This window comes from Actinoplanes awajinensis subsp. mycoplanecinus (assembly GCF_001509495.1).
Taxonomy (GTDB): domain Bacteria; phylum Actinomycetota; class Actinomycetes; order Mycobacteriales; family Micromonosporaceae; genus Actinoplanes; species Actinoplanes palleronii.
In genome coordinates this window covers 106,408-129,774 of record NZ_LLZH01000342.1, presented here as the reverse complement: position 1 = coordinate 129,774, position 23,367 = coordinate 106,408, and the positions used below count along the sequence as shown (strand labels likewise).

General features: G+C 72.1%; 18 protein-coding genes. 3 read left to right on the top strand and 15 right to left on the bottom strand.

The annotated features are described in order from the left end of the window. Positions 1-125: 125 nt before the first annotated feature. Together ADL15_RS48805 and ADL15_RS48800 are read right to left on the bottom strand one after the other, a co-directional pair. Positions 126-893: a hypothetical protein gene (locus tag ADL15_RS48805; RefSeq protein ID WP_157442084.1), complete on the bottom strand. Its 768-nt coding sequence runs from the start codon at positions 891-893 to the stop codon at positions 126-128. After that, positions 890-1,243, bottom strand: a complete 354-nt coding sequence (locus tag ADL15_RS48800; protein ID WP_067707625.1) for a PadR family transcriptional regulator — start codon at positions 1,241-1,243, stop codon at positions 890-892. The genes ADL15_RS48805 and ADL15_RS48800 overlap by 4 nt, the downstream gene beginning before the upstream one ends. Positions 1,244-1,405: 162 nt before the next feature. On the opposite strand from ADL15_RS48800, the gene ADL15_RS48795 reads away from it, so the two are divergent. Further along, positions 1,406-1,879 carry a Crp/Fnr family transcriptional regulator gene (locus tag ADL15_RS48795; protein ID WP_067707623.1) on the top strand — a complete coding sequence of 158 codons (474 nt, stop codon included), beginning with the start codon at positions 1,406-1,408 and terminating at the stop codon, positions 1,877-1,879. A 3-nt stretch (positions 1,880-1,882) separates the two neighbouring features. Here the strand turns inward: ADL15_RS48795 and ADL15_RS48790 are convergent, their stop codons facing one another. The 11 genes from ADL15_RS48790 to ADL15_RS48740 form a co-directional block, all read right to left on the bottom strand. Continuing rightward, positions 1,883-3,073 carry a low temperature requirement protein A gene (locus ADL15_RS48790; protein ID WP_067707616.1) on the bottom strand — a complete coding sequence of 397 codons (1,191 nt, stop codon included), beginning with the start codon at positions 3,071-3,073 and terminating at the stop codon, positions 1,883-1,885. 740 nt (positions 3,074-3,813) lie between these two features. Beyond that, the gene (locus ADL15_RS48785; RefSeq protein ID WP_232345091.1) at positions 3,814-5,289 is read right to left on the bottom strand and encodes a sensor histidine kinase; all 1,476 of its coding nucleotides are present in this window, start codon (positions 5,287-5,289) and stop codon (positions 3,814-3,816) included. A gap of 310 nt (positions 5,290-5,599) precedes the next feature. Continuing rightward, the gene (locus ADL15_RS48780) at positions 5,600-6,256 is read right to left on the bottom strand and encodes a response regulator transcription factor (protein ID WP_157442083.1); all 657 of its coding nucleotides are present in this window, start codon (positions 6,254-6,256) and stop codon (positions 5,600-5,602) included. A 63-nt stretch (positions 6,257-6,319) separates the two neighbouring features. Then, positions 6,320-7,579, bottom strand: a complete 1,260-nt coding sequence (locus ADL15_RS48775) for a cation:proton antiporter (RefSeq protein WP_067707610.1) — start codon at positions 7,577-7,579, stop codon at positions 6,320-6,322. After that, a complete protein-coding gene (locus ADL15_RS48770; protein ID WP_067707607.1) occupies positions 7,576-8,856 on the bottom strand; it encodes a cytochrome P450 in 1,281 nt (426 codons plus the stop codon). The genes ADL15_RS48775 and ADL15_RS48770 overlap by 4 nt, the downstream gene beginning before the upstream one ends. Beyond that, a complete protein-coding gene (locus ADL15_RS48765) occupies positions 8,853-9,845 on the bottom strand; it encodes an alpha-hydroxy acid oxidase (RefSeq protein ID WP_067707604.1) in 993 nt (330 codons plus the stop codon). Before ADL15_RS48765 ends, ADL15_RS48770 begins: the two co-directional genes overlap by 4 nt. 1 nt (position 9,846) lies before the next feature. Next, entirely contained in the window at positions 9,847-11,484 is a 1,638-nt protein-coding gene (locus ADL15_RS48760) for an NAD(P)-binding domain-containing protein (protein ID WP_083972640.1), read from the bottom strand. A 219-nt stretch (positions 11,485-11,703) separates the two neighbouring features. Then, positions 11,704-11,820 (bottom strand): SEC-C metal-binding domain-containing protein, encoded by a 117-nt coding sequence (locus tag ADL15_RS57325; protein WP_394327006.1) that lies wholly within the window; start codon positions 11,818-11,820, stop codon positions 11,704-11,706. A 166-nt stretch (positions 11,821-11,986) separates the two neighbouring features. Next, positions 11,987-13,048 (bottom strand): FAD-dependent monooxygenase, encoded by a 1,062-nt coding sequence (locus ADL15_RS48750; protein WP_067707596.1) that lies wholly within the window; start codon positions 13,046-13,048, stop codon positions 11,987-11,989. 163 nt (positions 13,049-13,211) lie between these two features. Further along, entirely contained in the window at positions 13,212-16,253 is a 3,042-nt protein-coding gene (locus tag ADL15_RS48745) for a M4 family metallopeptidase (RefSeq protein WP_083972639.1), read from the bottom strand. Between the two features lie 70 nt (positions 16,254-16,323). Further along, positions 16,324-17,799, bottom strand: a complete 1,476-nt coding sequence (locus tag ADL15_RS48740; RefSeq protein WP_067707591.1) for an aromatic amino acid ammonia-lyase — start codon at positions 17,797-17,799, stop codon at positions 16,324-16,326. A 62-nt stretch (positions 17,800-17,861) separates the two neighbouring features. Here ADL15_RS48740 and ADL15_RS48735 point away from each other — a divergent pair, with 62 nt between their 5' ends. Beyond that, entirely contained in the window at positions 17,862-19,379 is a 1,518-nt protein-coding gene (locus ADL15_RS48735; RefSeq protein ID WP_067707588.1) for an NAD(P)-binding domain-containing protein, read from the top strand. Positions 19,380-19,390: 11 nt separating this feature from the next. Further along, the gene (locus tag ADL15_RS48730) at positions 19,391-20,803 is read left to right on the top strand and encodes a class I adenylate-forming enzyme family protein (protein WP_232345089.1); all 1,413 of its coding nucleotides are present in this window, start codon (positions 19,391-19,393) and stop codon (positions 20,801-20,803) included. 396 nt (positions 20,804-21,199) lie between these two features. On the opposite strand, the gene ADL15_RS48725 is transcribed toward ADL15_RS48730, so the two are convergent. Both ADL15_RS48725 and ADL15_RS48720 read right to left on the bottom strand, forming a co-directional pair. Then, entirely contained in the window at positions 21,200-22,150 is a 951-nt protein-coding gene (locus tag ADL15_RS48725; RefSeq protein WP_067707586.1) for a nucleoside hydrolase, read from the bottom strand. A gap of 16 nt (positions 22,151-22,166) precedes the next feature. After that, positions 22,167-23,357 (bottom strand): ROK family transcriptional regulator, encoded by a 1,191-nt coding sequence (locus ADL15_RS48720; RefSeq protein ID WP_067707584.1) that lies wholly within the window; start codon positions 23,355-23,357, stop codon positions 22,167-22,169. Between the last annotated feature and the right edge of the window lie 10 nt (positions 23,358-23,367).

Below are 23,367 nucleotides of genomic sequence, written 5' to 3'. Positions count from 1 at the left end.
GCCGCAGCCGGACGTCGCCACCACGCGGCCCGGCGCTCAGGCTCCTGCTCGGCGAGGTCCCGGGCATATTCGGCAAGGGACGGGAACTCCTCCCGTGGCGTGGTGCCGGCCGCCGTGACGTGGGCTCACGCCTGCTCGACAAGGTCGGTAGCACGGTCAGCGGGCACATCGAACCGGCCGGCGAGCAGGCCGTGCAACCGCGCGAACCAGGCTTCCGGTTCCGCCGGCCCGGCCGTGTCCGCCGAACTGCCCGACCGTGCGGGGTCTGCCGGCCCGGCCCCGGACACCGCCTGGTGGCCGGTGGCCTGTTTCGGGGCTCGGGCCGGCCGGGTCAGCAACCAGCACAAAGCGAGCGATACGACCAGCGGCACCAGAGTGGGGATCGCCCCGAAACGCTCGCGGGGGAGCCAGGCGAAGGCGGCGACTGTGGCGACGAACAGCATGGCAGCGGCCGCGAAGCTCCCATTCGCCAGCCGCGGCCGACCGGCGGCCCGGAGTGCGCCGGGAGCTGCGACGAGGACCAGCATGGTGGCCACGAGCAGGACAGTGCCGAGCGTGCCGGACACGGTGAGCGGCAGCATCAGGCCGCTCACCCCGATCGCCACCAGAGACGCCGGCACCCCGTTGACCGCCAGCAGGAACAGGCCGTTGCTGAGGTGGTCCGCGGAAGTCCGCCCCTGGGTGTCCCGCCGGGCCTGGGCGGCCGGGCGGGCAGCGGCGACCTCCTCGGCGAATTCCTCTGGCGAGCCCAGGGCCTGCCACGGGTCCGTGCCGCTCTCCTCGACGTGCGCCCGGGCGTCGTCGATCAGCGGGCTGGCCTCGTGGTACTCGATGCCGCGGTCGCCCAGGGCGATGCGGGCGCGGAACTCCCAGCGGTCGAAGGTCTTCATCATTGCCCCGTTGTCTGCTGCAGGAACTGGTCGAACGTGGAGGTGAAGCGGTGCCAGGACGCCCGCTGCCCGGCGAGCCGGAGCCGGCCGTCCTCGGTGATCGCGTAGACCTTCTTGCCCGGACCGGCCTGGCCGGCGTGCCAGCTGGAGCTGACCACCGCCTCGATCTCCATCCGGTTGAGCACCGGGTAGAGCACGCCGCCCTTCACCGGGCCGAGCCCCTGCTCGCCGAGGCGCTGGGCGACGGCATACCCGTGCCGGTCGCTCTCGGCCAGCACGGCGAGCACCGCCAGCTCCAGCGTGGCCCGCACCCATCCTGGTTCCAGATCTGGCTGCTCTGCTGCCTTCGTCATGCGCCCTCCCGTGTCGCGTCCCATCAGAGTAGTACGAACTTGCGAATAGTCAAGTCTCAGACTAGTGTGGGCCGGGACGAAGCGACGGTGAGAGGAGGACTTCCGCTCCTGCCCGGCGGGCCCTGCCACTCCTAGCGTGAGAGGCGAGCCCAGGGAGGCGTCATGACGGCGTTGAGCGTTTTTGATCAGTTGGCGTTGCACCCGTTCGCCGAGGACCTGCCATCCGACTGGCTGCACCGGTGGTCCGTCCACGGACGTCCGGTGTTCCGCCCCAGCCGGCACCGGCTGTTCTCGGCGGGCGACCCGGCGAACAAGTTCTGGCTGCTCAATGCCGGTGTCGTGGTGTTGGACATGGCGGTCCCGGGCCGCGGCGACATCGTCGTCGAGCGGCTGCGCCCCGGTGCGGTCATCGGCTGGTCGTGGCTGATGGCGCCCTACCGGTGGCGCTTCGGTGCCCTGGTCGCCGAGGACATCCATGCCATCGAGTTCGACGCCGTCCGGATCCGCGACATGATCGCGGGCGAGCCCGAACTCGGCCGCGACCTCAACGCCCGCTTCCTGGCGGTCCTCGCCGACCGCCTCGAAGCATCCCGTCGCCGCCTGGCCGAGCTGTACGCCTATCCCGAGACCTTCTGAAGGTCAGCTGCCGGCGTGCTGGCGGTACGAGACCTGCCACAGAGCCAGCGCGAGGAGGCCCGCCACCAGTACCCACCCCGCGAGAGGAGCGCCGAATGCCCCCAGCAGCACCGCCCCGGTCACCGACGGCAGCGCCCACCCGAGGCTCCACCGCCGAGCCGCGCCGGAGACCCCGAGCGGCCCTCCGACCAGGAAGTACACCGCTGCCCCGCCGCACAGGATCCACCGGCCGACCGGTCCGGTGTGCTCGCTCTCGCCGGCCGCCAGCCCACCCACTCCGGCTGCGATGGCCACGATCGCCGCAGTGGTCAGGTAGTGCGCCGGCATGGTCAACCGCAGCGCCCGGGTCCAGGCGCCGGAGACCGGTGCCGCCGTCGACCCGTTCTGCAGGGTCAGCCACCACAGCGAGACCAGCAGGCCGAAACCGGTCACCACCAGCAGCCAGCTCCGGTAGGACCACACCTCGACTCCGGCGGCCTCGTTCACCAGCTGCGCGACCGCCTCGCCGAGCACGATGATGACGAACAGCCCGAGCCGTTCACCCAGGTGCGGCCGGTCGGCAGTGACCGCTCTTGGCTCCGGATCGGCTACCACTTTCGCGCCGAACCGTCGGCTCAGCCGGGCCACCCACCCCTGCTGCTCCCGTTCGTACTCACGGCGTTCCTCGGCGAGCAGCCGTTCCGGTGAGCGGGACGCGAGCACGGTGTACCCGAGGTCGAAGACGATGCCGGCCAGCCACAGCCAGTACCGGATCGGCGCGTCGAAACCGAGCGAGGCGATCCACGGGATCAGGCCGACTGCCTGGTGCACGCCGGGCCATTCGGTCATCACTTCGGCGGACCGTTTCCAGGACGCGATCGCGAGCATCCGGCAGGCGACGTAGGCGACGATGAACGGCTGCGGCCGGTCGTGCTCGGTGAGCTGCGGAATCGACGCGGCCATCACCGCGATGCCGAACATTGCGGCCAGCATGGTGAGCAGCCGTGTCCGGGTGGCCGCCACGTTCGCGTACAGGGTGAAGCCGGTCCAGACGCTCCACATCGCGTAGTAGAGCACCGCGAAGATCAGCAGCAGCTGCCCGTCCGGTTCGCCGTGCAGCAGGTGGGCCAGCTGGGCGACGGCGGCCACGACCACCAGATCGAAGAAGAGCTCGAGCCAGGTGGCATGCCGCTCCTCAGCGACCGTTTCCGACATGCTCGGAACCTAGCGTGTGTCGATCCTTCTCCGCCGCCCGGGCCCGTCACTCCGCCGCTCCATCACTCCACCACTCCCGCAGCGCCCCGCGCTCCCGCAGGCGTCACCCTCGCGGCCGACGCCACTCCCGGTCACCCCGCCCGCACGCGCGACGCCGCCTCGGTCCTCATAGGGGCGCCCGTCCGCAGCTACAGAACCGAGCGCCGTGCTGGCCCCACGCGACCCCGTCCCGTTACCAGGCCGTGCCGCGCCCCCACCCCCCCCCGGCTGGTCACCAGAGGTGCCTCAACCCCTCGACCACACCCCTGAGAGCCAGCCGACACCGCGAGCCACCCCACGGTCCGAGGTGGTAGCGATCCTGGGTGGCTGCGGTCCGAGGTGTGTGCGGCCCGAGGTGGCTGCGGTCCGGAGTAGCCGGGTTCCGTGAGGGACGGCCGACCCGTACTGCCACCCGGACTTGTCCTGCACCTCCCGTCCCGGCTGGTGCTGAGGGCTCCCTGGAGCCATCGAAAGCAGCCCTCACCACCAGCCGCGACAGGTCGGCTGGTGATGAGGGTTGTGTCAGCGGTCTGGAGGCAGCCCTGAGCGCCAGCCGCGGCAGGTTGGCTGGTGGTTAGGGTTGTGTCAGCGGTCTGGAGGCAGCCCTGAGCGCCAGCCGCGGCAGGTTGGCTGGTGGTGAGGGCGGTCTCGGGTGGGTGGAGGCAGCCCTCACCACCAGCCGGAGTCGGGGCCAGCGGTGGTCAGTGGGGATCGGTGGCGACCAGGGCGCGGTTGGGCGTGTGACCGTTGCTTGGTGCTGGCGCGAGGGGGAGCCGGACGGTGAAGGTGGCGCCGGTGCCGGGATGACCGTCGGCGGTGATGGTTCCGCCGTGGCTGGTGACCACCTCGCGGAGCAGAGCCAGGCCGAGACCGAAGCGGCGTTGCCCGTAACTAAAACCGTAACCAGGACCAGGACCAGCCGCGGGACCAGGACTAGGACCGGGAGCGGCCGCGGGACCAGGACCAGTGACAGGGCTGGAGCTGGGGGTGGCTGCGGTATCGGGGCTGGTTGCTGGGCCGCGGTGGAAGCGGTCGAAGATCCGTTCGGCGTCGGCCGGGTCGAAGCCGTCGCCGGTGTCTGACACGACCATCTCCGCGATCCCGCCACGGAAGGCGCGGTTCGGTGGGGCGGTTCGGACGGTGACCGTGAGATGGCCGCCGGTGGTGTGGGTGAGGGCGTTCGCCAGCAGTTCGGCGGCTACCCTTCGCAGCGCGGATTCCACCCCGACGACCGGCACCGGGTTCGTCGGCACGTCCACTGTGACCGAAACCGATCGTTCAGCGGCCCGTTCCGCGGCGGCCGAGACCGCGTCGCCGGCGAGCCAGGCCAGGTCGACCGGCTGGTTCATCGGACGGCCCGTCGGATCCGGATGCCGGCCGCTGATCCGGCGGCCGAGGCGCTGCCCGAGTCGTTGGGCCGGGGCGGGCAGGGCGATCGGGTCGGCGGCCAGGCGCGCCGAGAGCAGCAGGTCGTCGACGATCTCGCCGAGTCGCCGGGTGGCGCCGACCAGGCGGTCGAGTTCGCGGCGGTCGGTTTCGGCGGAGGCGCGGCGGGCCAGCAGCTGGGCCCGGGTGTGCACCTGGGCAATCGGCGTGCGCAGCTCGTGGCTGGCGTCGGCGACGAACCGGCGTTGCCGGCCGAGCGCCTCGACGAGCGGAGCGACCGCCCGCCGTCCGACCGTCACCGCGGTGAGCGCCGCCGCGAACAGCCCGGCCAGGGCGGCGCTGAGGAACGCGGTCAGCAGGTGACGCCGGTCGGCGAGCTGGAAGCGCGCGTCGAAGACCGCCTGGACGATCTGGTCGCCGCGGCGTTCGGTGCGGATCCAGTACGTGGTGCCGTCCCGGTCCACCTGCACGGTCTGCCCCGCGCCGGTGGCGGCCACCTCGGCGACCGCGTCCCGCATCGGGAAGCCCGGCGGAGCGGCCCGGTCGCCGCTGGCCACGGTCCCGTCGTCGGCGAACGCGAAGATCCAGCTGCAGGCCGGCGGCCCGGCGATCACACCGGTGCGCACGCCATAGGCGAGTTCGCGCCCGATCTGCTCCTCCTGGCTGTGCCGCAGCACCTCATACGAGATCGCCCCGAGCATCGCCAGCAGCGTCCCGATCGCCAGCCCGACGAGGAGCCCGATCCGCCAGCGAGCCCGCCGCACCGCCCCCAACTCCGGAGAACGGTTCACCGCACGCCCATCCAAGATCCATGCCCGACCACGCCGCACACGCCATGAGGCCGCGAAAGCAGGGGCGGCCGCGAAAGGAGGGGCCGCGAAGGGAAGGGCCGTGCGAGGAGGGGCCGTGCGAGGAGGGGCCGCGCAAGGAGGGGCCGCGCAAGGAGGGGCCGCGCAAGGAAGGGCCGCGCGAGGAAGGACGGCCGCGCAAGGAGGAGCCGCGCGAGGAAGGGCACCCGCGCAAGGAAGGGCAGCGCGAGGAAGCGCCACGCACGGAAGGAGCGCGGGAGGACGAACCCCGCCCAAAACCCAGCAAAGGGCTTCACAGCGCCCCCATCCGATACCCCAGCCCATGCACCGTCCGCACCACCTTGCGGCCCAGCTTCCGCCGCAGGTAATACACATACGTATCCACGATCGACGCCGCCGCGGCCTCGTCGAAGACCAGGCTTCGCAACATCGCGCGGGAATGCACCGCCGTCGGCCGCGCCGCGAGCACCCGCAACAGCTCGAACTCGCGGGCCGACAGCGGCACCCGGCTCCCGTCCGGCAGGACCGCGTCGCGCAGACCCAGGTCGAGCACCCCGCCCCCGATCCGCAGCGCCTCCGTGGCGTCGGCCGTGCGCCGGCACAGCGCGCGGATCCGGGCGCTCAGCTCGTCCAGATCGAATGGTTTGACCAGGTAGTCGTCGGCGCCCGCGTCCAGTCCGGCGACACGGTCGTCGATGGTGCCGAGGGCGGTCAGGATCAACGCCCGGGCGGCCACCGCCCGCGCCCGCAGCCGGGTGATCAGGTCCAGGCCGTCGAGTGCGGGCAGCCGGCGGTCGATGACGAGCACGTCGTATGGCCTGGTCAGGCCCAGGTGCAGCCCGCGCTGGCCATCCGGTGCCTGGTCGACGTGATAACCCTCGTCGACAAGGGTCTCGGCGACCATCTCGCGCAGATCGGAATCGTCCTCAACCACAAGCAACCGGCGCATGACATCGAAGATCTCATATGGATGGACGCACCGGGAGGAAAGTTTGCTTTTTCAATCAAATTCTTAAGGTACGGCCAAAGCGGGCTCCCTGACCGGAGCGGCCCGGCGCTCGCGACGCTCCAGCAGTGTCAGCAACGGCGTCGTCATCAACGTCGTCACCAACGCGACGAGCACCAGCACGGTGAACAGCGACGAGTTCACGATCCCGGCCTCCAGCCCCACGTTCAGCGCGATCAACTGCATCAGCCCGCGCGCGTTCATCAGCGCGCCGACCTTGAGCGCCACCCCGTTCGGCTCCCCGCGCAGCCGCGCCGCCGCCCAGCAGGCCCCGAACTTGCCGGCCACCGCGAGCACGATGCACGCCCCCGCGAAGATCAGCACCCGCGGATCGCCGAGCAGCCCGAACTCGGTCCGCAGCCCGGAGAACGTGAAGAACAGCGGCAGGAACACCGCCGACGCGACCGGGGTGAGCGTCTCCACCACCTGCTCGGTGCGCTCGTGCTGCGGCATCACCACGCCGACCGCGAACGCGCCGAACACCGCGTAGAGCCCGATCTCGTCGGTGTACCAGGCGATCAGGAAGAGCAGGGCGACGGTGCCGAGCATCCGGGCCCGGCCGTCGAGCCGGTCGCTGCGGATCAGCACACCGGTCACCCGTGGCCCGGCCAGCCACATCACCAGGCCGAAGATGACCGCTCCGCCCGCGGTGACGATCGCCGGGCCGGCCTCGCCGGACGCGAACGCCAGCACCACGGCCAGCATGATCCAGGCGACCATGTCGTCGATCGCGCCGCTGGCCAGGGCGAGCGAGCCGTGCCGGGTGCCGGCCTGCCCGCGCTCGGTGATGATCCGGGCGAGCATCGGGAACGCGGTGATCGACAGCGCCACGCCGACGAACGCCGCGGACACCCCGAGCGAGACACCGTCCGGGCGGATCGGCGCGGCGTCGCCGGTCATCACCACCAGCAGCACGCCGAGCAGCAGCGGCGCGGTGATCCCGGCGAGCGACACCGCGCCCGCGGTGCCGGCCAGGTTGGTGACCCGGTGGGAGCGGAACGCGTACCCGGCCTGGAACATGAACAGCACCAGGCCGACCTGGCCGACCACGTAGAGCACCGGCAGCAGCGGGGCCGGGAAGAGCGCGGCCTGCACCTGCGGGAAGAGCAGGCCGAGCAGTGACGGGCCGAGTAGCACGCCGGCCAGCATCTCGCTGACCACCGGTGGCTGACCGGCCTTGCCCAGCAGCCAGGAGACCAGCTTGCAGAACAGCAGGATGACCGCGACCGCGATGAAGAACCGCGGGGCGAGCTCGGTGGGTGTCATGAGCGGGCCTCCTCCGTGGTGAACGGGGCGAAGTAGGTGGTGCAGAGCTTCTGGCGGCGGGCGTCCAGGACCATCCAGGTGCCGAGGACGAGCTGCTTCACCGACCGCCCGGCGTCCGCGATCCGATCCGCGTGGCGCAGGGCGGCCAGGCGGGCGCTGCTCGGCCCGGCCTGACCGATCGGGGTCAGGTAGGCGGGGCCCCGGTTGGGCAGCGAGCGGGTGTGCGCGGCCGGCGCGGCCAGGGTGAACCGGCGCAGCACCGCACGGGTGACGGCGCGCAGCATCACGGGTGCGGCACCGCGCGCCGGGCACGCCCGGTTGGCGGTTATCCCGTACGGGATGAAGTGCGCCTCCTTGCGCGACAGCGACCGCCAGCGTTCCGGGTCGAAGGTGTCGTCGGGTGCCGGTCCGGTGCGCTGAAAGGCCAGGTAGTTGAAGAGCAGCACGGACCCGGCGGGCAGCACGGTGTCCGCGTCGACGGCGATCGGCGCTGACGTGATCCGGTGCGCGACGCCGAACAGCGGATGCACCCGCAGCGTCTCGTCGATGATCCGGTCGAGCGACTCGTCGGAGAGATCGCTGAGATCAGAAACGGTCGAAGCGCCAAGCAGGATGTGCGCCATCGCCTCGGACATCTGCACCACCGCGGTGTTGAAGAACGCGCCCTGCAGATACCAGGCGGTCTCCTGCGCGGTGAACGGCTCGGGCAGCACGACCGGGCAGGTCCCGGCGTTGATCCGGCCGAGCAGGTACCGGGTCAGCCGGTCCCGCCGGCGCATGTGCCGCAGGCTCAGCCCCTTCAGCGCGGTCACCACGTCGTCCGCGTTGGCCACGATCAGGTCCCGGACCGGTCGCGGACAGGGCTCGCCGAACACCTGCTCGTAGAAGATCTCGGCCCAGACCGGCATCATCAGGTCGCGCAGCCGCACCAGCACGGAACGTCCGCGGGGCAGCTCGTCCAGGATCCGCCCGGCCGCCGCGGTCGCCAGCGCGTCCGAGCGGGCGTGCGGCACCGCCAGAACCTTCCGCGTCGTGCGCGCCACTGTCTGATAGCGATCACCGGGTTCGAGGTGCTCCTGGTGCATCTGCGGTCCGGGGGCCAGCCAGTACCAGAACAGGTCGGACAACCCGGCGCCGCGACTGCGCCCGTCGGCGGCCGGATCGCTGTAGACCCGCTCGAAATGTTCCGCGCCGACCAGCGGGCCGGGCACCGGGATGCCCTCGGTCCCGTTCACCCGCTGGAAGATCCACTCCCGGAGCCGGACCACCGCGTTCACCGCGCCACCGCCACCAGGTCGGGGGTCAGGTCGGCCGGTCGCCGCGCTCCGGCCAGGGCCATCACGTGGTCCAGGTCCGCCGTCAACGTCCGCAAATGATCGCGTACGCCAGCAGCGCCCCCGCCCCCCAGCGCCGTGATCACCGGCCGCCCGACCAGCACCGCCGTCGCACCCAGCGCCAGCGCGACCAGTACGTCGGTGCCCCGCCGGATCCCGCCGTCGACGAGCACCGGGATCCGCCCGCCGACCGCCTCGGCCACGGCGGGCAACGCGTCCACCGAGGCGATCGCCCCGTCCAGCTGCCGCCCGCCGTGGTTCGAGACGATCAGCCCGTCCATCCCGTGCTCGACGGCCAGCCGTGCGTCCGCCGGGTGCAGGATCCCCTTGACCAGGATCGGCAGCCCGGTCACCGTGCGCAACCAGCCGAGCCGGTCCCAGCCCAGCCCCGGATCCATCACTATGTCCCGCGCCCGGCCGGTCGCGTCGCGCATGTTCTCGCAGGCCAGACCGGCCGGCAGGTCGGTGAACCCGTTGCGGGTGTCGCGCTCGCGCCGCCCGAACACCGGGGAGTCCACGGTGACCACCAGCGCCCGGCACCCGGCCTTCTCGGCGCGGCGCACCACGTGCTCGGTGAAGGCCAGGTCCGGCTGCGGATACAGCTGGAACCACAGCGGGCCGCCGGCCTCGGCGATCCGTTCGACCGGCTGGGTCGCGGCCATGCTGACCACCATCACGGTGCCGGCCGCGGCCGCCCCCTCAGCGGTCGCGGCCTCCCCGCTGGGGTGCGCGAGCAGGTGGAACGCGGTCGGCGCGACCAGCACCGGGGTGGCCAGCCCGGTGCCGAACAGCGTGATCCGCAGGTCCCGGTCACCGGTCGCGCGCAGCACCCGGGGCACGATCCGCAGCCGGTCGTACGCGGTGACGTTCGCCCGCAGCGTCCGCTCCTCGCCGGCCCCGCCCGCGAAGAAGTCGGCGTGCACCGGGTCCACGTCAGCTCTCGGAACCGGGCTGGTTCTCCGGGGTGTCTCGACCGTGCTGAGACACCGCGGGGAGCCAGCCGGGGCCGTGACCGGTGAGCGGCAGCGACAGGCAGCGGGCCACGAACGCGGCCAGCGGCTTGACGTGCACGTCCGGCCGGTCCCACTCGTTCTCCAGGTTCTCGGCCAGGTGGTGCACGGCGGTCACCGCGCCGTCCCGGTGGTGCCGGACCACCGGGTGCAGGTAGGCGGCGTCGTGGGCCTGACCGGGCACGTCCTGCGCCACCCGGCCGACGGTGATGTCGAACGGGTCGACCTGGTCGTGCTCGGGGCCGTACTCCAGGGTGACCACGAACGCGTCCGAGTACTCGTGACCGAGAGTGGCCAGCCCGTGCCGGGTGAACCAGTCGACCGGCACCTCGTCGTGGTACCGGGCGTCCGCCCCGGCCACGGTCACCACGTCGGCCAGGAAACCGAACTGCTGCCACAGTGCCGAGGACCGGTTCACCCGCGCGATGATCGCCTCGGTGACCGTTTCCGGCGAGGCGTCCAGCTTCTCGGCCGGCCAGGTGCTCCCGTCGTACGAAAGCTCCAGGGTTGTGGAAAGAGCGCGCACCGCATAGCGGAAGCCATGGATGAAACCGCTGGTGGATTTCTTGAAGTCCCGGACCTGGGAGATCGTGCCGGCGAAGAACAGGCCTGGCACGTTGACCGATTCCCATCCCTCGGTCTGTGCCGGGAAGCGGTCCTTGATGGTCAGCTCCGGCCGGCAGGACTCATCGAAGATCGTCGCGTCGAACTGGAAGCCGGTGCAGGCCAGCACCCGGTCGTAACGCAGCTTCTTGATCACTTCCTGGACCCGGGAGAACGCGAAGGTGACCGTGAAGCCGTCGCCGTCGCGTTCGATGCTGCGGACCTCGCCGTCCAGGACCGCGTTCGCGGACTTCAGCTGGTACGTGTCGAGGAAGTTGTTGTTGACCGCGCGCAGGTGCCCGACGTAGTGGGTGCGCCAGGCCAGCCGGATCGAGCTGGGCCCGGCCAGGTGGATCAGCGTGGTCGTCTCCATCAGGGCATCCGCGGTCTCGAACGCCGAGTTGCCCTTCCCGATGATCAGCACCCGCTGGTCGAGGTAGTCGCGCGGATCGACGGACATCTCCGCGTAGCCCTCGGCGAGTTCGAAACCGGGGATGTCCGGCCGGTAGGCGCGGGAGACGCCGGTCGCCACGATCACCCGCCTGGCCTGCCACGTCCGGTCGCCGGCCGCGACGGTGAACAGGTCGCCGTCCCGGCTGATTCTGGTCACTCGCGCGTGATATTCGATCTTCAGGCCTTTACTGAAGTCGTCGAGGTAGCGCAGCATCACGTCGGCGTCCGGGAAATACCGCTCGGTGTACCTGGTGAACCGCAGCGCCGGGTCGTCGCTGAGCAGCGAGTTCCAGTCCAGCCGCAGGTTCAGCTCGGGGTCGTCGGAACCGGTGTGCGGTTTGTTGATCGAGATCAGCGTGCGGTGCCGGGGGAAACGCTCGAAGAACGCGCCCGGCCGGTCCGCGCCCTCCAGCACCAGGTAGTCGCGCCTGCCGTCGGCCTCCAGCAGTGCGGCGAGCTGAAGCCCGGCCGGTCCGGCCCCGATGATCACGTAATCAAGCGGCATGCCGCGACCGTACGAATCAGATTTCAGAGAAATATCAGGGCGTTCCGGCGCCGGCTGGTCCTGAGGGGTGCCCGGAAGGCGGTGAGGCACCGCTGGGGGCCAGCCGGGGTCTGGTGTCGGCTGGTTGTGGGGGGTGTCTGGAGGGCGGTGAGGCACCGCTGGGGGCCAGCCGGGGTCCGCGCCGGCGACCGTTGCGGGCCGCCGGTGCGGGAACCTCAGTCACGGACGTAGTAGTGGCCGTTGGTGTCGTCGTAGCGACCCTTGCTGCGGCAGCACCGGCGGAAACCGCCGTCCGGAGCCGCACGGGCACGGGTCCTTGCCGCCGAGCTTCTCGATCAGCTCCTTGCCGCCGACGACGCCGGCGGCGACGCCACCGACGACGCGGTCTCCGCGCTTGACCTGAGTTTCGCTACGGATACCCCCTACGACGTTTACTGGTCAGTTCAAAAGGACAGCTCTTCGCGGCGCATGGTGGCCTCCCTGGTGTGTCGGTAGGTGCACGTTAGGCGGCCGGGTCCGGGGGCGCGACCGATTTTGACGCGGTCAGGCGCGCGCTGGCCGCGACCGTCTGTTCGGTTTCGGTCCGGCGCAGATTTTCGTACGCGGTGAAGGCGGCCGCCGGGTCACCGTGCTCACCCAACGCCCCCGCGAGGGCCACCGCGTCCTGCAGAGCCATCGACGCACCCTGCGCCGCGGCCGGGGTGGTGGCGTGTGCGGCGTCCCCGGCCAGCACCATCCGCTCGTTGTGCCAGTGCGGCGTGGTCGGGATGTCGTAGGACTCCCCGCCGATCACGTCCGTGCCGGAGGCCGTGATGATCGCGGTCAGCGGGGTGGCGTCGTCCCGGCACACGTCGAGCGCGCGATCGCGCCACGACGCGGGGGAGTCGCCCGGCTGCCCGCCGCCGACCCGGGCGAACCACCAGGTCCGGCCGTCCCCGCCGGGCGCCGTGAAGCCGAAGAACGCCCGGCTGCCGTGCACCATGTGGAACCCGTCCGGGTCGACGCCGGCCGGGTTGCCGGGCGCGTAGCCGTAGATCACGTGGCCGCCGCTGAACCGGGGCTCGGGCGCGGCCGGGTCGATCAGCCGGCGGGTCCGGGAGCGGATGCCGTCGGCCCCGACGAGCACGTCCCCGGCGACCGTGGTCCCGTCGGCGAACGCCACCTCGACACCATCGGCCCGGTTCACCGCGGACGTCATCCGCCGGCCGTGACGCACCGGGATGCCCCGCTCGGTGGCGAGCTGTTGCAGCGCGCGGTACAGGGCGGCGCGGGTGATCGACCGCGCCCCGCCCGCTATCGGCCGGTGCCCGACCTGCTGCCCGGCGGCGTCCCAGAGCGTCACCGTCGGCGCCGGATAGGAGACCGCCTCGACCGCGGCGGTCGCGCCGATCTCGGCGAGGGCCGCCATCCCGTTGCCCATCAGGGTCAGGAACGCGCCCGCGTCCGCCCCGCCGGCCTCGTGCGCCTCGTGGACCTCGGCCGGGATGCCGGCCCGGTGCAGGGCCAGTGCGGTTGCGGTCCCGGCGACCCCACCGCCCACGATGATCACTCTGCCTACCGTCATGCCACCCATCCTCCACGTAGGACCAAACCGCGGAACGGACCCGCTGGGCGAGATCGCTGGGCGGACCCGCCGGGCGAGACCGCGGAACGGACCCGCCGGGCGAGACCGCGGAACGGACCCGCCGGGCGGGACCGCAGGGCGGGACCGCGGGACGACAAGCGGGTCAGGTGACTTTCAGTTTCAGGGCGGCACTCGTCGCACTCGCGTTCAGGGCGCCGCCCGTGGCCACCACACGCAGCGTCCAGGTGCCACGTTTGAAGGCCCGGGAGAACGTGTACGCCCCGCTCGCCGTCGTCCTCGTTCTGGTCACGGTCACCCACTTGGTGCCGGACCTGCGCTGCAGCGTGATCGTGACTCCGGATCGAGCCGGCTTCGCCGTACCGTAAATCTTGGTTTTGGTGGTGTTCGCCTTGACCGTGACGGTGTAGCGGACGGTGACCGTCGTGGTCGCCGAGGTGGCCGGCCAGACGCCGGTGGCACCCGGATAGGTGACGCGGTAGGCGGTGCGGGTCGCCGGTTTCAGGGTGGCCCGCCAGGCGCCCTTCGCGTCGGTCCTCACCGTGGTGACCCGGCTCCACGTGGTGCGCCCGGCCGGTCGCTGTTCCACGGTCAGCACCGCACCGGCGATCGTGCCGCCGCCCCGCACCACCCGGCCACTGAGCACCGTCGCCTGACCGAAACCGATCGTGGCGGGAGAGAGGGCCAGCGGCAGACCGGCCGGGGTCAGGGTGACCGTCTTCTCCGCGCCGGGGCCGATCGCGCTGGTCGCCCGGATCCCGACGGTGTACGACTTCCGCGGGTCCAGCCCGGTCAGCGGCATCGACCGGGCGGTCCCGGCCAGCGTCGTCGTGCTGCCCGGCGTCACCCGGACGACATACCCGGTGACCTGCACATCGCCGGTGGTGTACCGGGGCTTGTCCCACTCCAGCAGCGGCGCGCCGGGGCTGCCGGTGAGGCGGACGCCGAGCGGGGCGGCCGGCGCGTGGGCCGGCAGCACCCGCCACGGCGCCGACGCGGTCACCCGTTCACCGTCGGCGTCGACGGCGGTCAGCACGGTGGTGCCCGCACCGGCGGTGGTGGGAATCCCGGCGATCCCGACGGTGTAGACGCCCGAGACCGGCCGGCTCACCGACAGGTCGAGACCGTCCGGCAGACCGGTCGCGGTCACCGCGAGCAGGACCGTGTCGACCATGTGGTCCGGCGCGTCGGCGAAGGTCATCCGGTAGTTGCCGAACGCGCCGATGCCCAGCTGCATGTTCATCGCCACCGGGGCCGACCGGACCTCCGGCGGGCCCTTGACGATCCACCACATCAGCTCCCGGGCGGCGTTGCCGTCCGGGTCGGTGGCGATGATGTCGCTCGGGTACTCACCCCGGGTGCCGGGCGCTCCGGTGATCAGGCCGGCCGCGTCGATCGACACGCCGGGCGGCAGGCCGGTGGCGCTGAAGGTGACCGGCTGGCCCTGCGGGTCGCGGGCGCCGACCTGGATGCGCACCGGCTCGCCGACCCGCGGCGACGGCGTGTGGTCGGCGAACGGCAACAGCTCCGGGGTGCCGTACGCGGCGTCCGAGCCGTCCACCCCGGCGGCCAGCCAGGCGGCGTCGACGGTGTGCCGTTCGGTGCTGTCCGGGCCGTAGAGGTCGGCGGCGGCGAGCAGGGTGGCCTGCCGCGCGCCGGCGTAGTTGGTGTTCGAGACCATGTAGACGGTCAGCGCGCGGTACCAGATCTGCGCGGCGCGGTCGTTGCCCAGGCCGGTGACCGGTGCCGCGTCGCCGCACGGCGGGCTGTCGCCCCACTGCGTGACGCCGCTGCCGGCCGCCAGGGTGTAGAAGAACTTCCCGCCGATGCCGGACGAGCGGTGCACGTCCAGGTCCTTGACCGCCGGCGTCCAGCAGGAGGCCGACTTGCCGTTGCGGCTCGGCTCGTCCATCCGGCGCAGCGGCGCGGCGCCGGTCTGCTCGCCGATCAGGTAGTCGGGGGCGTCGGCCGGGTTGTTCGCCGCGAACTCGACGAGTGTGCCGAAGATGTCGCTGCTGGCCTCGTTCAGGGCGCCGGACTCGCCGGAGTAGACCAGTCGGGCGGTGTGGGAGGTGAGACCGTGCGCCATCTCGTGCGCGACGACGTCGAGCGAGGTGAACGGGCGGCCCGCCGGGGAGCCGTCGCCGAACATCACGCACTCGCAGTAGTTGCTCCACGAGGCGTTGGCCTGGTCGACCGAGTGGTGGACATAACCGGTCAGCCCGGTGCCGTCGTTGCGGATGCCGGCCCGGCCGAACGTGTCCCGCAGGTAGTCGAAGGTGCGGGCCAGGCCGTACTGCACGTCCACGGCGGCGGTGGCGCGGTCGGTGCGGGTGCCGTCGCCCCACACGTCGTCGGCGTCGGTGAACTCGGCGAACTTCACCGGCTTCAGCGTGTAGTACTCGTTCAGCGCGTCCCGGACACTGATGCCGCCCCGGTCCGGGTCGACGAGCGCGTACGAGCCGTCGTCGCGCCGGGTGGTGCCCAGCGGCACGTCACCGACCTGCAGGCCGTGGCCGGTGCCGGACTCGGCGGTGTGCACCTCGTCGTAGTCGCGGCGGACCGTCCCGGTGGTCGCGTCGACGATCACCACGTGGCCGCCGGCGGTCACCTCCCAGGCCAGCGCCGGCTTCCCGGCGAACGCGTCGACGACCTGCCGCGCCCGGCTCGCCGCGCCCTGCCCGGCCACCGTGATCGCCCGGCTCCGGCTGATCTTCGCGGTCGCCGGCACGTCGACGGCGTGGTCCTGTGCGACGGTGGCGCCGGCGAACCGGCCGTTCGCTCCGGTGTGCACGACGAAGTCGCCGCCGAGCACGTCGAGTCCGCGGTGCGTCCGTGCGAACCGGACGTGCCGTTCGCCGCCGGCGTCGACCACCGCGTCCACCGGCTGGTACTTCTCGCCCGGCGCGGAGCGGACCACGGCTCCGTTGCGGCGGATCGCGGCCTGCGCGTCACCGACCGCCCGGGCCCGGGTCGCCGACGGCTTCGGTGCGGGGGCGGTCGCGGTGGCGGTCACTGCCGCGGCTTCCGGAACGATCGCGGTTCCGGCCGGGGCGGTTGGCGGCGTCCCGGCCGCTTCCGGTCGCGGTTCGCCTGCGGCGCTCTGGTGTACGACCACAGCCGCGCCCCCGGCCAGCACCAGCACCACGGAGAGCGCCATCAGGCCACGTCGATGCCGCACTGCCATGCCGATAGTCCCCCGTCGATCGCCGATGAGGGTGGAACGATACCGGACCGGCGCGGGGCACCCGACCCCGTCATCGAAGGTCTTCGACGATCCGGGCGGCGCGGCGGACGTCCTCGTCGAGCGGGCGGTCCGGGTCGATCGGCGCGATGGCCTCGCTCAGCGCGTCGACGATCGCCGCACACCCGGGTGCGGTCGGCCGCCTGCCGCCCACGTGCACCGCCTGCCGCAGCCCCAGCGCCAGCGAGCCGGTGATCAGGCTGAGCAGCCGGGACTGGTCCAGGGCGCGCAGCGCCGCCTGGGTGCCGAACGGGACCACGTCCTGGTTGTGCAGGTTGGTGGGCAGGCTCTGCATGGCGGCCGGCACCACGTCCCGGCGGATCTCGGCGATCAGCGCGGTCGACGCCAGCTGCACACCCTGCAGGCCGTGCTGCTGTCCCGGGCCGGCCGCCAGCATCGGCGGCAGCCCGCCGTTGCGGACCGGGTCGACGAGCAGGTCCAGCTGACGTTCGGCCAGGTTGCCGAGCTGGGCGAGCACGTTGGTGAGCAGGTCGGCGGCGAACGCGGCCGGCTGGCCGAAGAAGTTGCCGCCGTGCACCACCCGGTCGCCGTCCGGGAAGAACATCGGGTTGTCACTCACGCCGGCCAGGTCGGCGGCGACCACACCGTCCACGTAGCGCAGCGCGTCCTCGGCCGCACCGAGCAGCTGCGGGGTGCACCGGATGCTGTACGGCTCCTGCAAGGGGCGGGTGCCGGACGGCGTGGTGCCGGCCAGGACCGTGCGCATGGTGGTGGCCACCTCGATCGCTCCGCAGTGGCCGTACCGGTCGAGCAGGCCGGCGTCGAGGAACTGCGGGTCGCAGCCGAGCAGGTCGGCCAGCACGCAGGTGAGCTGCTGGATCACCCGGTGCGAGGTGCGGACCCGGTCGAGGGCCAGGGCGAGCGCGGCGGTGGTCAGCGAGGTGCCGTTGACCAGGGCGAGCGCGTCCCGGCCGTCGAGGGGGAGCGGGGTCAGCCCGGCGCGGTCGAGGGCTTCGGCGGCCGGCATGCGTACGTCGTACAGATAAGCGTTTCCCCGGCCGCGCAACGCCTGCGCCGCGGCACCCAGCGGGATGAGATCGCCGCTCGCGCCGACCGAACCGAGGCGCGGCATGGCCGGGCTGAACGTGGTGCCCAGCGCGGCCGCGAGCGCGTCCACCACGTGCGGCGACACGCCCGAGGCGCCCTGGGCGAGCGAGTGCGCGCGGACCAGCAGGGTGGCCCGGGCCAGCGCCGGGTCGAGGTCCGGACCCTGGCCGGCGCCCAGGTGCGCGAGGGTGTTGTCGGCCTGATCGCGCTGGTCGGCGCGGCCCGCGTAGCCGACCAGCGCGCCGAAACCGGTGGTGTTGCCGTAGACCGCCCGGTCGTCGCCGAGCACCTTGGCCAGAAAGACACGCCCGGCGGTCAGCCGGTCCCGGACCTCCGGACCGGCCAGCACCGTGATCGGCTCGCGTGCGGCGCGCAGGTCCGCGATGCGCAGCGGAGCGGCCAGATCCACCTCGATCGTCATGGTTCGGACGCTAGCCACGAGTTCTCAGAGCGTTCTGAAATCGGATCGGTAGCTTGCGGCGCATGACGCACGACTACCTCATCATCGGCGCCGGGCCGGCCGGCCTGCAGCTCGCCGCCCTGTTGGAGCGCGATGGTCATGACTACGTCGTCCTGGAGGCCGGCGCGGCGCCGGGGACGTTCTTCACCCGGTATCCGCGGCACCGGCAGCTGATCTCGATCAACAAGGTGTGGACCGGGTCGGAGGACGCCGAGTTCAACCTGCGGTCGGACTGGAACTCGCTGCTGACCGACGACCCGGCGCTGCAGTTCAAGAACTACAGCTCGCGGTACTTCCCGTCGGCGGACGATCTCGTACGGTATCTGGCCGATTTTGCCCAGGGGTTGAACGTCTCCTACGGGGTGCGGGCCGACGGCGTGTCCTTTGGAGACGGACATTTCACCGTCACCGCCGGCTCGTCCTCGTGGCAGGCTCGCCGGGTCGTCGTCGCCACCGGCGTCTCCCAGCTCCACGTCCCGCCGATCGAGGGCGCCGAGCTCTGCGAACGCTACGACACGGTCAGCGTCGACCCGCAGGACTTCGTCAATCAGCGGGTGCTGATCATCGGCAAGGGGAACTCGGCGTTCGAGACCGCGGACGCGCTGGTCGAGACGGCCGCGGTGATCCACGTGGCCGGTCCGCACGCGATCCGGCTGGCCTGGCAGACCCACTACGTCGGGCACCTGCGCGCGGTCAACAACAACTTCCTCGACACCTACCAGCTCAAGTCGCAGAACGCCGTGCTGGACGGAACCGTCGAGCGCATCGTCGGCCGTGACGGCGGCGGGTTCACCATCACGTTCCGGTACGCCCGGACCAGCGAACGCCTGCGCGAGATCGACTACGACCGGATCATCCTGGCCACCGGCTTCCAGTTCGACGCGTCGATCTTCGGCGACTCCGCGCGGCCCCGGCTGGTGATCAACGACCGGTTCCCGGAACAGTCACCGGCGTTCGAGTCGGTGAACGTGCCCGGCCTCTACTTCGCCGGCACCCTCACCCAGCAGCGCGACTTCAAGAAGTCCACAAACGGTTTCATCCACGGCTTCCGGTATGGCGTCCGCGCCCTGCACCGGATCCTGAACAGCCGCTACCACGACACCCCGTGGCCGTCGGTCACCGTCGACGCGAGTCCGGAAGCGATCACCGACGCGATCATCGAGCGGATCAACGTGTCGTCGGCGCTGTGGCAGCAGTTCGGTGTGCTCGCCGACGTGGTCACGGTCGCCGGCGGCGTGGCCCGCTACCAGCAGGAGGTGCCGGTCGCCCACCTCGGCCCGGAACCGCTCGCCCTCGTGATCACCCTGGAGTACGGCCCGGAGCACGACCAGGTCGACCCGTTCGACATCACCGTGCCGCGGATCGCCGAGAACGACGCCGGCGCCGCGCACGACGCCAGCTATCTGCACCCGGTCGTCCGGGTCCGCCGCGACGGCGCCGTGGTCGCCGAGCACCACCTGGCCGAGAACCTGGAGAACCACTGGAACATCCCGGCCGTGCACCAGCAGCCCCTGGCGCACTTCCTCAAGGGCGTCCTCTGAGCACGTGGCCGGTGCCCGCCCTGGCCGATCCGCTGACCGTGTGGCCGGCGCCGGTGCTCGAGCTGCTCGCCGGCGGCGGGGACCGGCCGGTCTTCGAGGACGGCGCCACCGTGGTGACGGCGGCCGGGATGTCCGAGCTGATCCGGCGGATCGCGGCCGGGCTGCGCGCGTCCGGGATCGGGCCGGGGCGCGGGGTGGCGCTGCGGCTCGGGGTGAACGCGGCGGCGTTCGCCGCGACGATCGCCGCGTTCGCGGTCGGCGCGCGGGTGTCCGGGCTGCCCGGCGGGCTCGCCGAGGGGCAGCTGGCCCACCTGCTGGAACGGGACGACGCGGTGCTGATCGACGACGCGTTCGTGGCCCAGCTGGCCGGGTTCCCCGCTGATCCGCTGGTCCCGGCGGGGCGCGCCGAGGACATCGCACGGATCATCTACACCAGCGGGAGCACCGGGAACCCGAAGGGCTGCGCGCAGACGTATTCCGCGATGTCGGCCGCGTGGGCGCCCTACCCGGACCGCTGGCCACCGGCGATCGCCGAGCTCGCCCGGCGGCTGGACCGCTACCTGGTCTTCGGGTCGCTGAGCAGCCAGGTCATGCTGGAATACGGCATCCTCACGCTCGCCGCCGGCGGCACCCTGGTCGCCGCGCAACGACCGGTCTTCCCGGACGCGCTCGTCGAGCACCGGGCCACCGCCAGCGTGATCACCGTCGGCAAGCTGCACCAGCTGGTCCGCGCGCAACAGGCGAACCCGGCCGACCTGAGCGGCCTGCGGGCGCTGATGGTCTCCGGATCACCACTGTCCCCGGCGCGGCTGCGCTCGGCGATCGACGTGCTCGGCCCGGTGATCTTCCACGGCTACGGGCAGACCGAGACCGGCATGATCGCGATGGTGACGCCGGGGGAGATGGCCGCTTTCGCCGGCACGGTGGGGCGTCCGCCGCCGGTCACCGCGATCTCACTCCGCGACGGTGAGCTCTATGTGCGAACTCCGGCACAGGCCTCGTCCTACTGGCAGGACCCCTCGGAGTCGGCCGAGGTCTTCGTCGACGGCTGGGTCCGCACCCGCGACCTCGCGACCCTCGACGCCGACGGCTACCTCCACCTGCACGGACGCACCCGCGACGTGATCATCGTCCAGGCGACGCTGGTCTACGCCGGCCCGATCGAACAGCTCCTCACCACCGACCCCGCGGTGGCCGAGGCCTACGTGGTCGCCCACCCCGACGACCACACCGGCGAGTCCGTCCACGCCTACATCGTCCCCACCCCGAACGCCACCCCTGACCTGCCGGCCCTCCGCGCCCTGGTCACCACCCACCTGGGCCCGGCCTCCACCCCGCAGTCGTTGACGATCATCGATCAGGCCCCGTTGACCCCCAACGGGAAACCCGACAAATCCGCCCTCTCCCGCTCAACCCATATTTAGTACGAATAAGGAGCGCCCGCCCGCAGGCGACGAGCCGAGTCCCGTGACGGTCTCGCGCGACACCGCCCCACTCCCGACCGCAGTGCGCGTCCAGATCCCGGCTGGTTCTGGGGGGGGTGTGTCCGAGCCCGCGAGGCACCCCTGAGGACCAGCCGGGGCCCGGGAGTCGCGCAGCTCCCGGCGCGTGCCTGCCCACCGCGCGACGCCCGCCCCACTCCCGACCGCAACGCGCTGCGAGGCCCCGGCTGGTGCTGGCGGCTGCCTCGGGATCGCTGAGGGGACCGCGAGCGCCAGCCGGGATCTGGACGCGCGCTGCGGCCGGGAGTGGGGGCGGCGTCGCGCGAGACCATCACGGGACGTGGCTCGTAGCCTGCGGGCGGCCGCTCCGTATTCGTACTAAATGGGGGTTGGAATTGGCAGTTGGCGGACCGTGGTGAGCAGGAGGTTCCAGAAGGCGGGGACGTCGAGGGCTACCGCCACGTCGGCGTTCGGTGGGAGGCCGGTGCGGGCGTGGAGGTCGACGACGGTCGCGCCGCGGGTGTGTGTGCCGGTCAGTTCGACGGTGACCGGGGCGGGGACGGTGTGGACGATCGACGGGTCGAGGACGGCGGCGACCGCGATCGGATCGTGGACCGGTGGGTGTTCGAAGCCGAAGACCCGCAGGTAGGTGGCGGCGAAGAACGTCATCAGCTCCGCGCAGATCGTGCCCGGGCGGGTGTTCATGGCGCGGAACTCGGCGATGACCGACGTGGTGGCCAGGGCCTGGTGGGTGACGTTCAGGCCGATCATGGTGATCGGCAGGCCGGAGCGGAGCACGACGTCGGCGGCTTCCGGGTCGGTGACGATGTTGAACTCGCCGTACGGCGTGGTGTTGCCGCGGTCGGTGGAACCGCCCATGAAGACGATCCGGCGCACCTGCGGGAGGACCTCGGGGTGCCGGGTCAGCAGGGTTGCGACGTTGGTCAGCGGCCCGGTGGCGATCAGGGTGACCGGTTCCGCCGAGTCCACCAGCAGGCGGTGCATCAGGTCGACCGCGTGCCGGCCGGACAATTCACCGACGGGGCCGTCGAGATCCGGGCCGTCCAGGCCGGACTCGCCGTGGATGTCCTCGGCGACGGTGAGCTCGCCGGTCAGCGGGCGGTCGCAGCCGGCCGCGACCGGTACGCCGGTGACGCCGGCCAGGGCGAGGATCCGCAGCGCGTTCCGGGTGGTCTTGTCGAGGGTCTGGTTGCCGGCGACGGTGGTGACGCCGAGCAGGCGGAGCCGGGGATCACCCGCGGCGAGCAGCAGTGCGAGGGCGTCGTCGTGTCCCGGGTCGCAGTCGAGGATCACCTGAGTGGGGGTCACCCCGTGACGATAGGCCTCAGCCGCGGGCGACGAGGTCCTCGACCCGGCCGGGCGCGAAGATGCCGTCGGCCAGCAGCAGGGCCAGCCCGATCAGCCCGGAGCGGTTGTCCAGCCGGGTCGCCACGATCTGCAGGCTGCGGGTCGCGAGGGGCAGCGAGCGGCGGTAGACCATCTCGCGGATCCCGGCGAACAGCTGTTCCTCGATCCGGGCGAGTTGCCCGCCGATCACCACGACGCGCGGGTTGATCAGGCTGACCGAGTCGGCGACGGCGTGCCCGATGATCCGGCCGGCCCGGCGGGCCAGGCGCACGGCGAGCAGGTCGCCGGTGCGGACCAGGGCGACCGCGTCGTCCACCGTGGTCACGTCCTTGCCGGCCTCGCGCAGGTCGCGGACCATGGCCCAGCCGCCGGCGTACGCCTCGACGCACCCGGTGTTGCCGCACCGGCAGACCGGCTCGGTGCCGGCGTCCTCGACGGTCACCTGGATGTGCCCGATGTCGCCGGCCGCCCCGTCGGCGCCCCGGTAGATCTCGCCGCCGAGGATCATCCCGGCGCCGATGCCGGTGCCCGCTTTGATCATCAGCAGCTGGCGGACGTCGGGGTAGACGCTGCGCTGCTCGCCGAAGGCCATCGCGTTGACGTCCTTGTCGACGAGCACCGGGCAGGCGTAGCGGCCGGCGAACCAGCCGGGGATGTCGTACCGGTCCCAGCCGCTCATGATCGGCGGGCTGACCACCTGGCCGCTGTCGAAGTCGACCGGGCCGGGCACGTCCAGTCCGATGCCGAACACCTCGGCGGTCCCGCGCCCGGCACCGGCCAGCAGCTCACCGAACATCGCGTCGGCAGTGGTGAGCACCGGATCGGGTCCGGCGGCCACGTCGATGGCCCGCTCGCGCTCGGCGAGCACGGTGCCCCGCAGGTCGCACAGCGCGGTCCGCATGCCGGTGGCGCCGATGTCGGCGACCAGCAGCACGCCGCGGTCGTGGTGGAACGTGAACCGGCTGGCCGGTCGGCCGCCGGTCGGTGAGCCCTCGCCGCTCGGCACCACCAGGGCCGCGCTGAGCAGCGCGTCGAGACGCTGGTTGACGGTGGACCGGGACAGCCCGGTCAGGTGCATGACATCGGCCCGGGTCAGGCTCGGCCGGCCCCGGAACAGCTGGAGCACCTCACCGAGTCCGGCCACGGTCGGGACTGCTGACGCGCTCATGGACACCGGC

What these genes read in the sequence shown, in the direction of transcription:
- ADL15_RS48735 (WP_067707588.1), top strand. Translation starts at nt 17,862, where the DNA reads ATGACGCACGACTACCTCATCATCGGCGCCGGGCCGGCCGGCCTGCAG.
- ADL15_RS48800 (WP_067707625.1), bottom strand. Translation starts at nt 1,243, where the DNA reads ATGACGAAGGCAGCAGAGCAGCCAGATCTGGAACCAGGATGGGTGCGG.
- ADL15_RS48750 (WP_067707596.1), bottom strand. Translation starts at nt 13,048, where the DNA reads ATGACGGTAGGCAGAGTGATCATCGTGGGCGGTGGGGTCGCCGGGACC.
- ADL15_RS48790 (WP_067707616.1), bottom strand. Translation starts at nt 3,073, where the DNA reads ATGTCGGAAACGGTCGCTGAGGAGCGGCATGCCACCTGGCTCGAGCTC.
- ADL15_RS48720 (WP_067707584.1), bottom strand. Translation starts at nt 23,357, where the DNA reads ATGAGCGCGTCAGCAGTCCCGACCGTGGCCGGACTCGGTGAGGTGCTC.
- ADL15_RS48745 (WP_083972639.1), bottom strand. Translation starts at nt 16,253, where the DNA reads ATGGCAGTGCGGCATCGACGTGGCCTGATGGCGCTCTCCGTGGTGCTG.
- ADL15_RS48795 (WP_067707623.1), top strand. Translation starts at nt 1,406, where the DNA reads ATGACGGCGTTGAGCGTTTTTGATCAGTTGGCGTTGCACCCGTTCGCC.
- ADL15_RS48740 (WP_067707591.1), bottom strand. Translation starts at nt 17,799, where the DNA reads ATGACGATCGAGGTGGATCTGGCCGCTCCGCTGCGCATCGCGGACCTG.
- ADL15_RS48780 (WP_157442083.1), bottom strand. Translation starts at nt 6,256, where the DNA reads ATGCGCCGGTTGCTTGTGGTTGAGGACGATTCCGATCTGCGCGAGATG.
- ADL15_RS48775 (WP_067707610.1), bottom strand. Translation starts at nt 7,579, where the DNA reads ATGACACCCACCGAGCTCGCCCCGCGGTTCTTCATCGCGGTCGCGGTC.
- ADL15_RS48760 (WP_083972640.1), bottom strand. Translation starts at nt 11,484, where the DNA reads ATGCCGCTTGATTACGTGATCATCGGGGCCGGACCGGCCGGGCTTCAG.
- ADL15_RS48805 (WP_157442084.1), bottom strand. Translation starts at nt 893, where the DNA reads ATGATGAAGACCTTCGACCGCTGGGAGTTCCGCGCCCGCATCGCCCTG.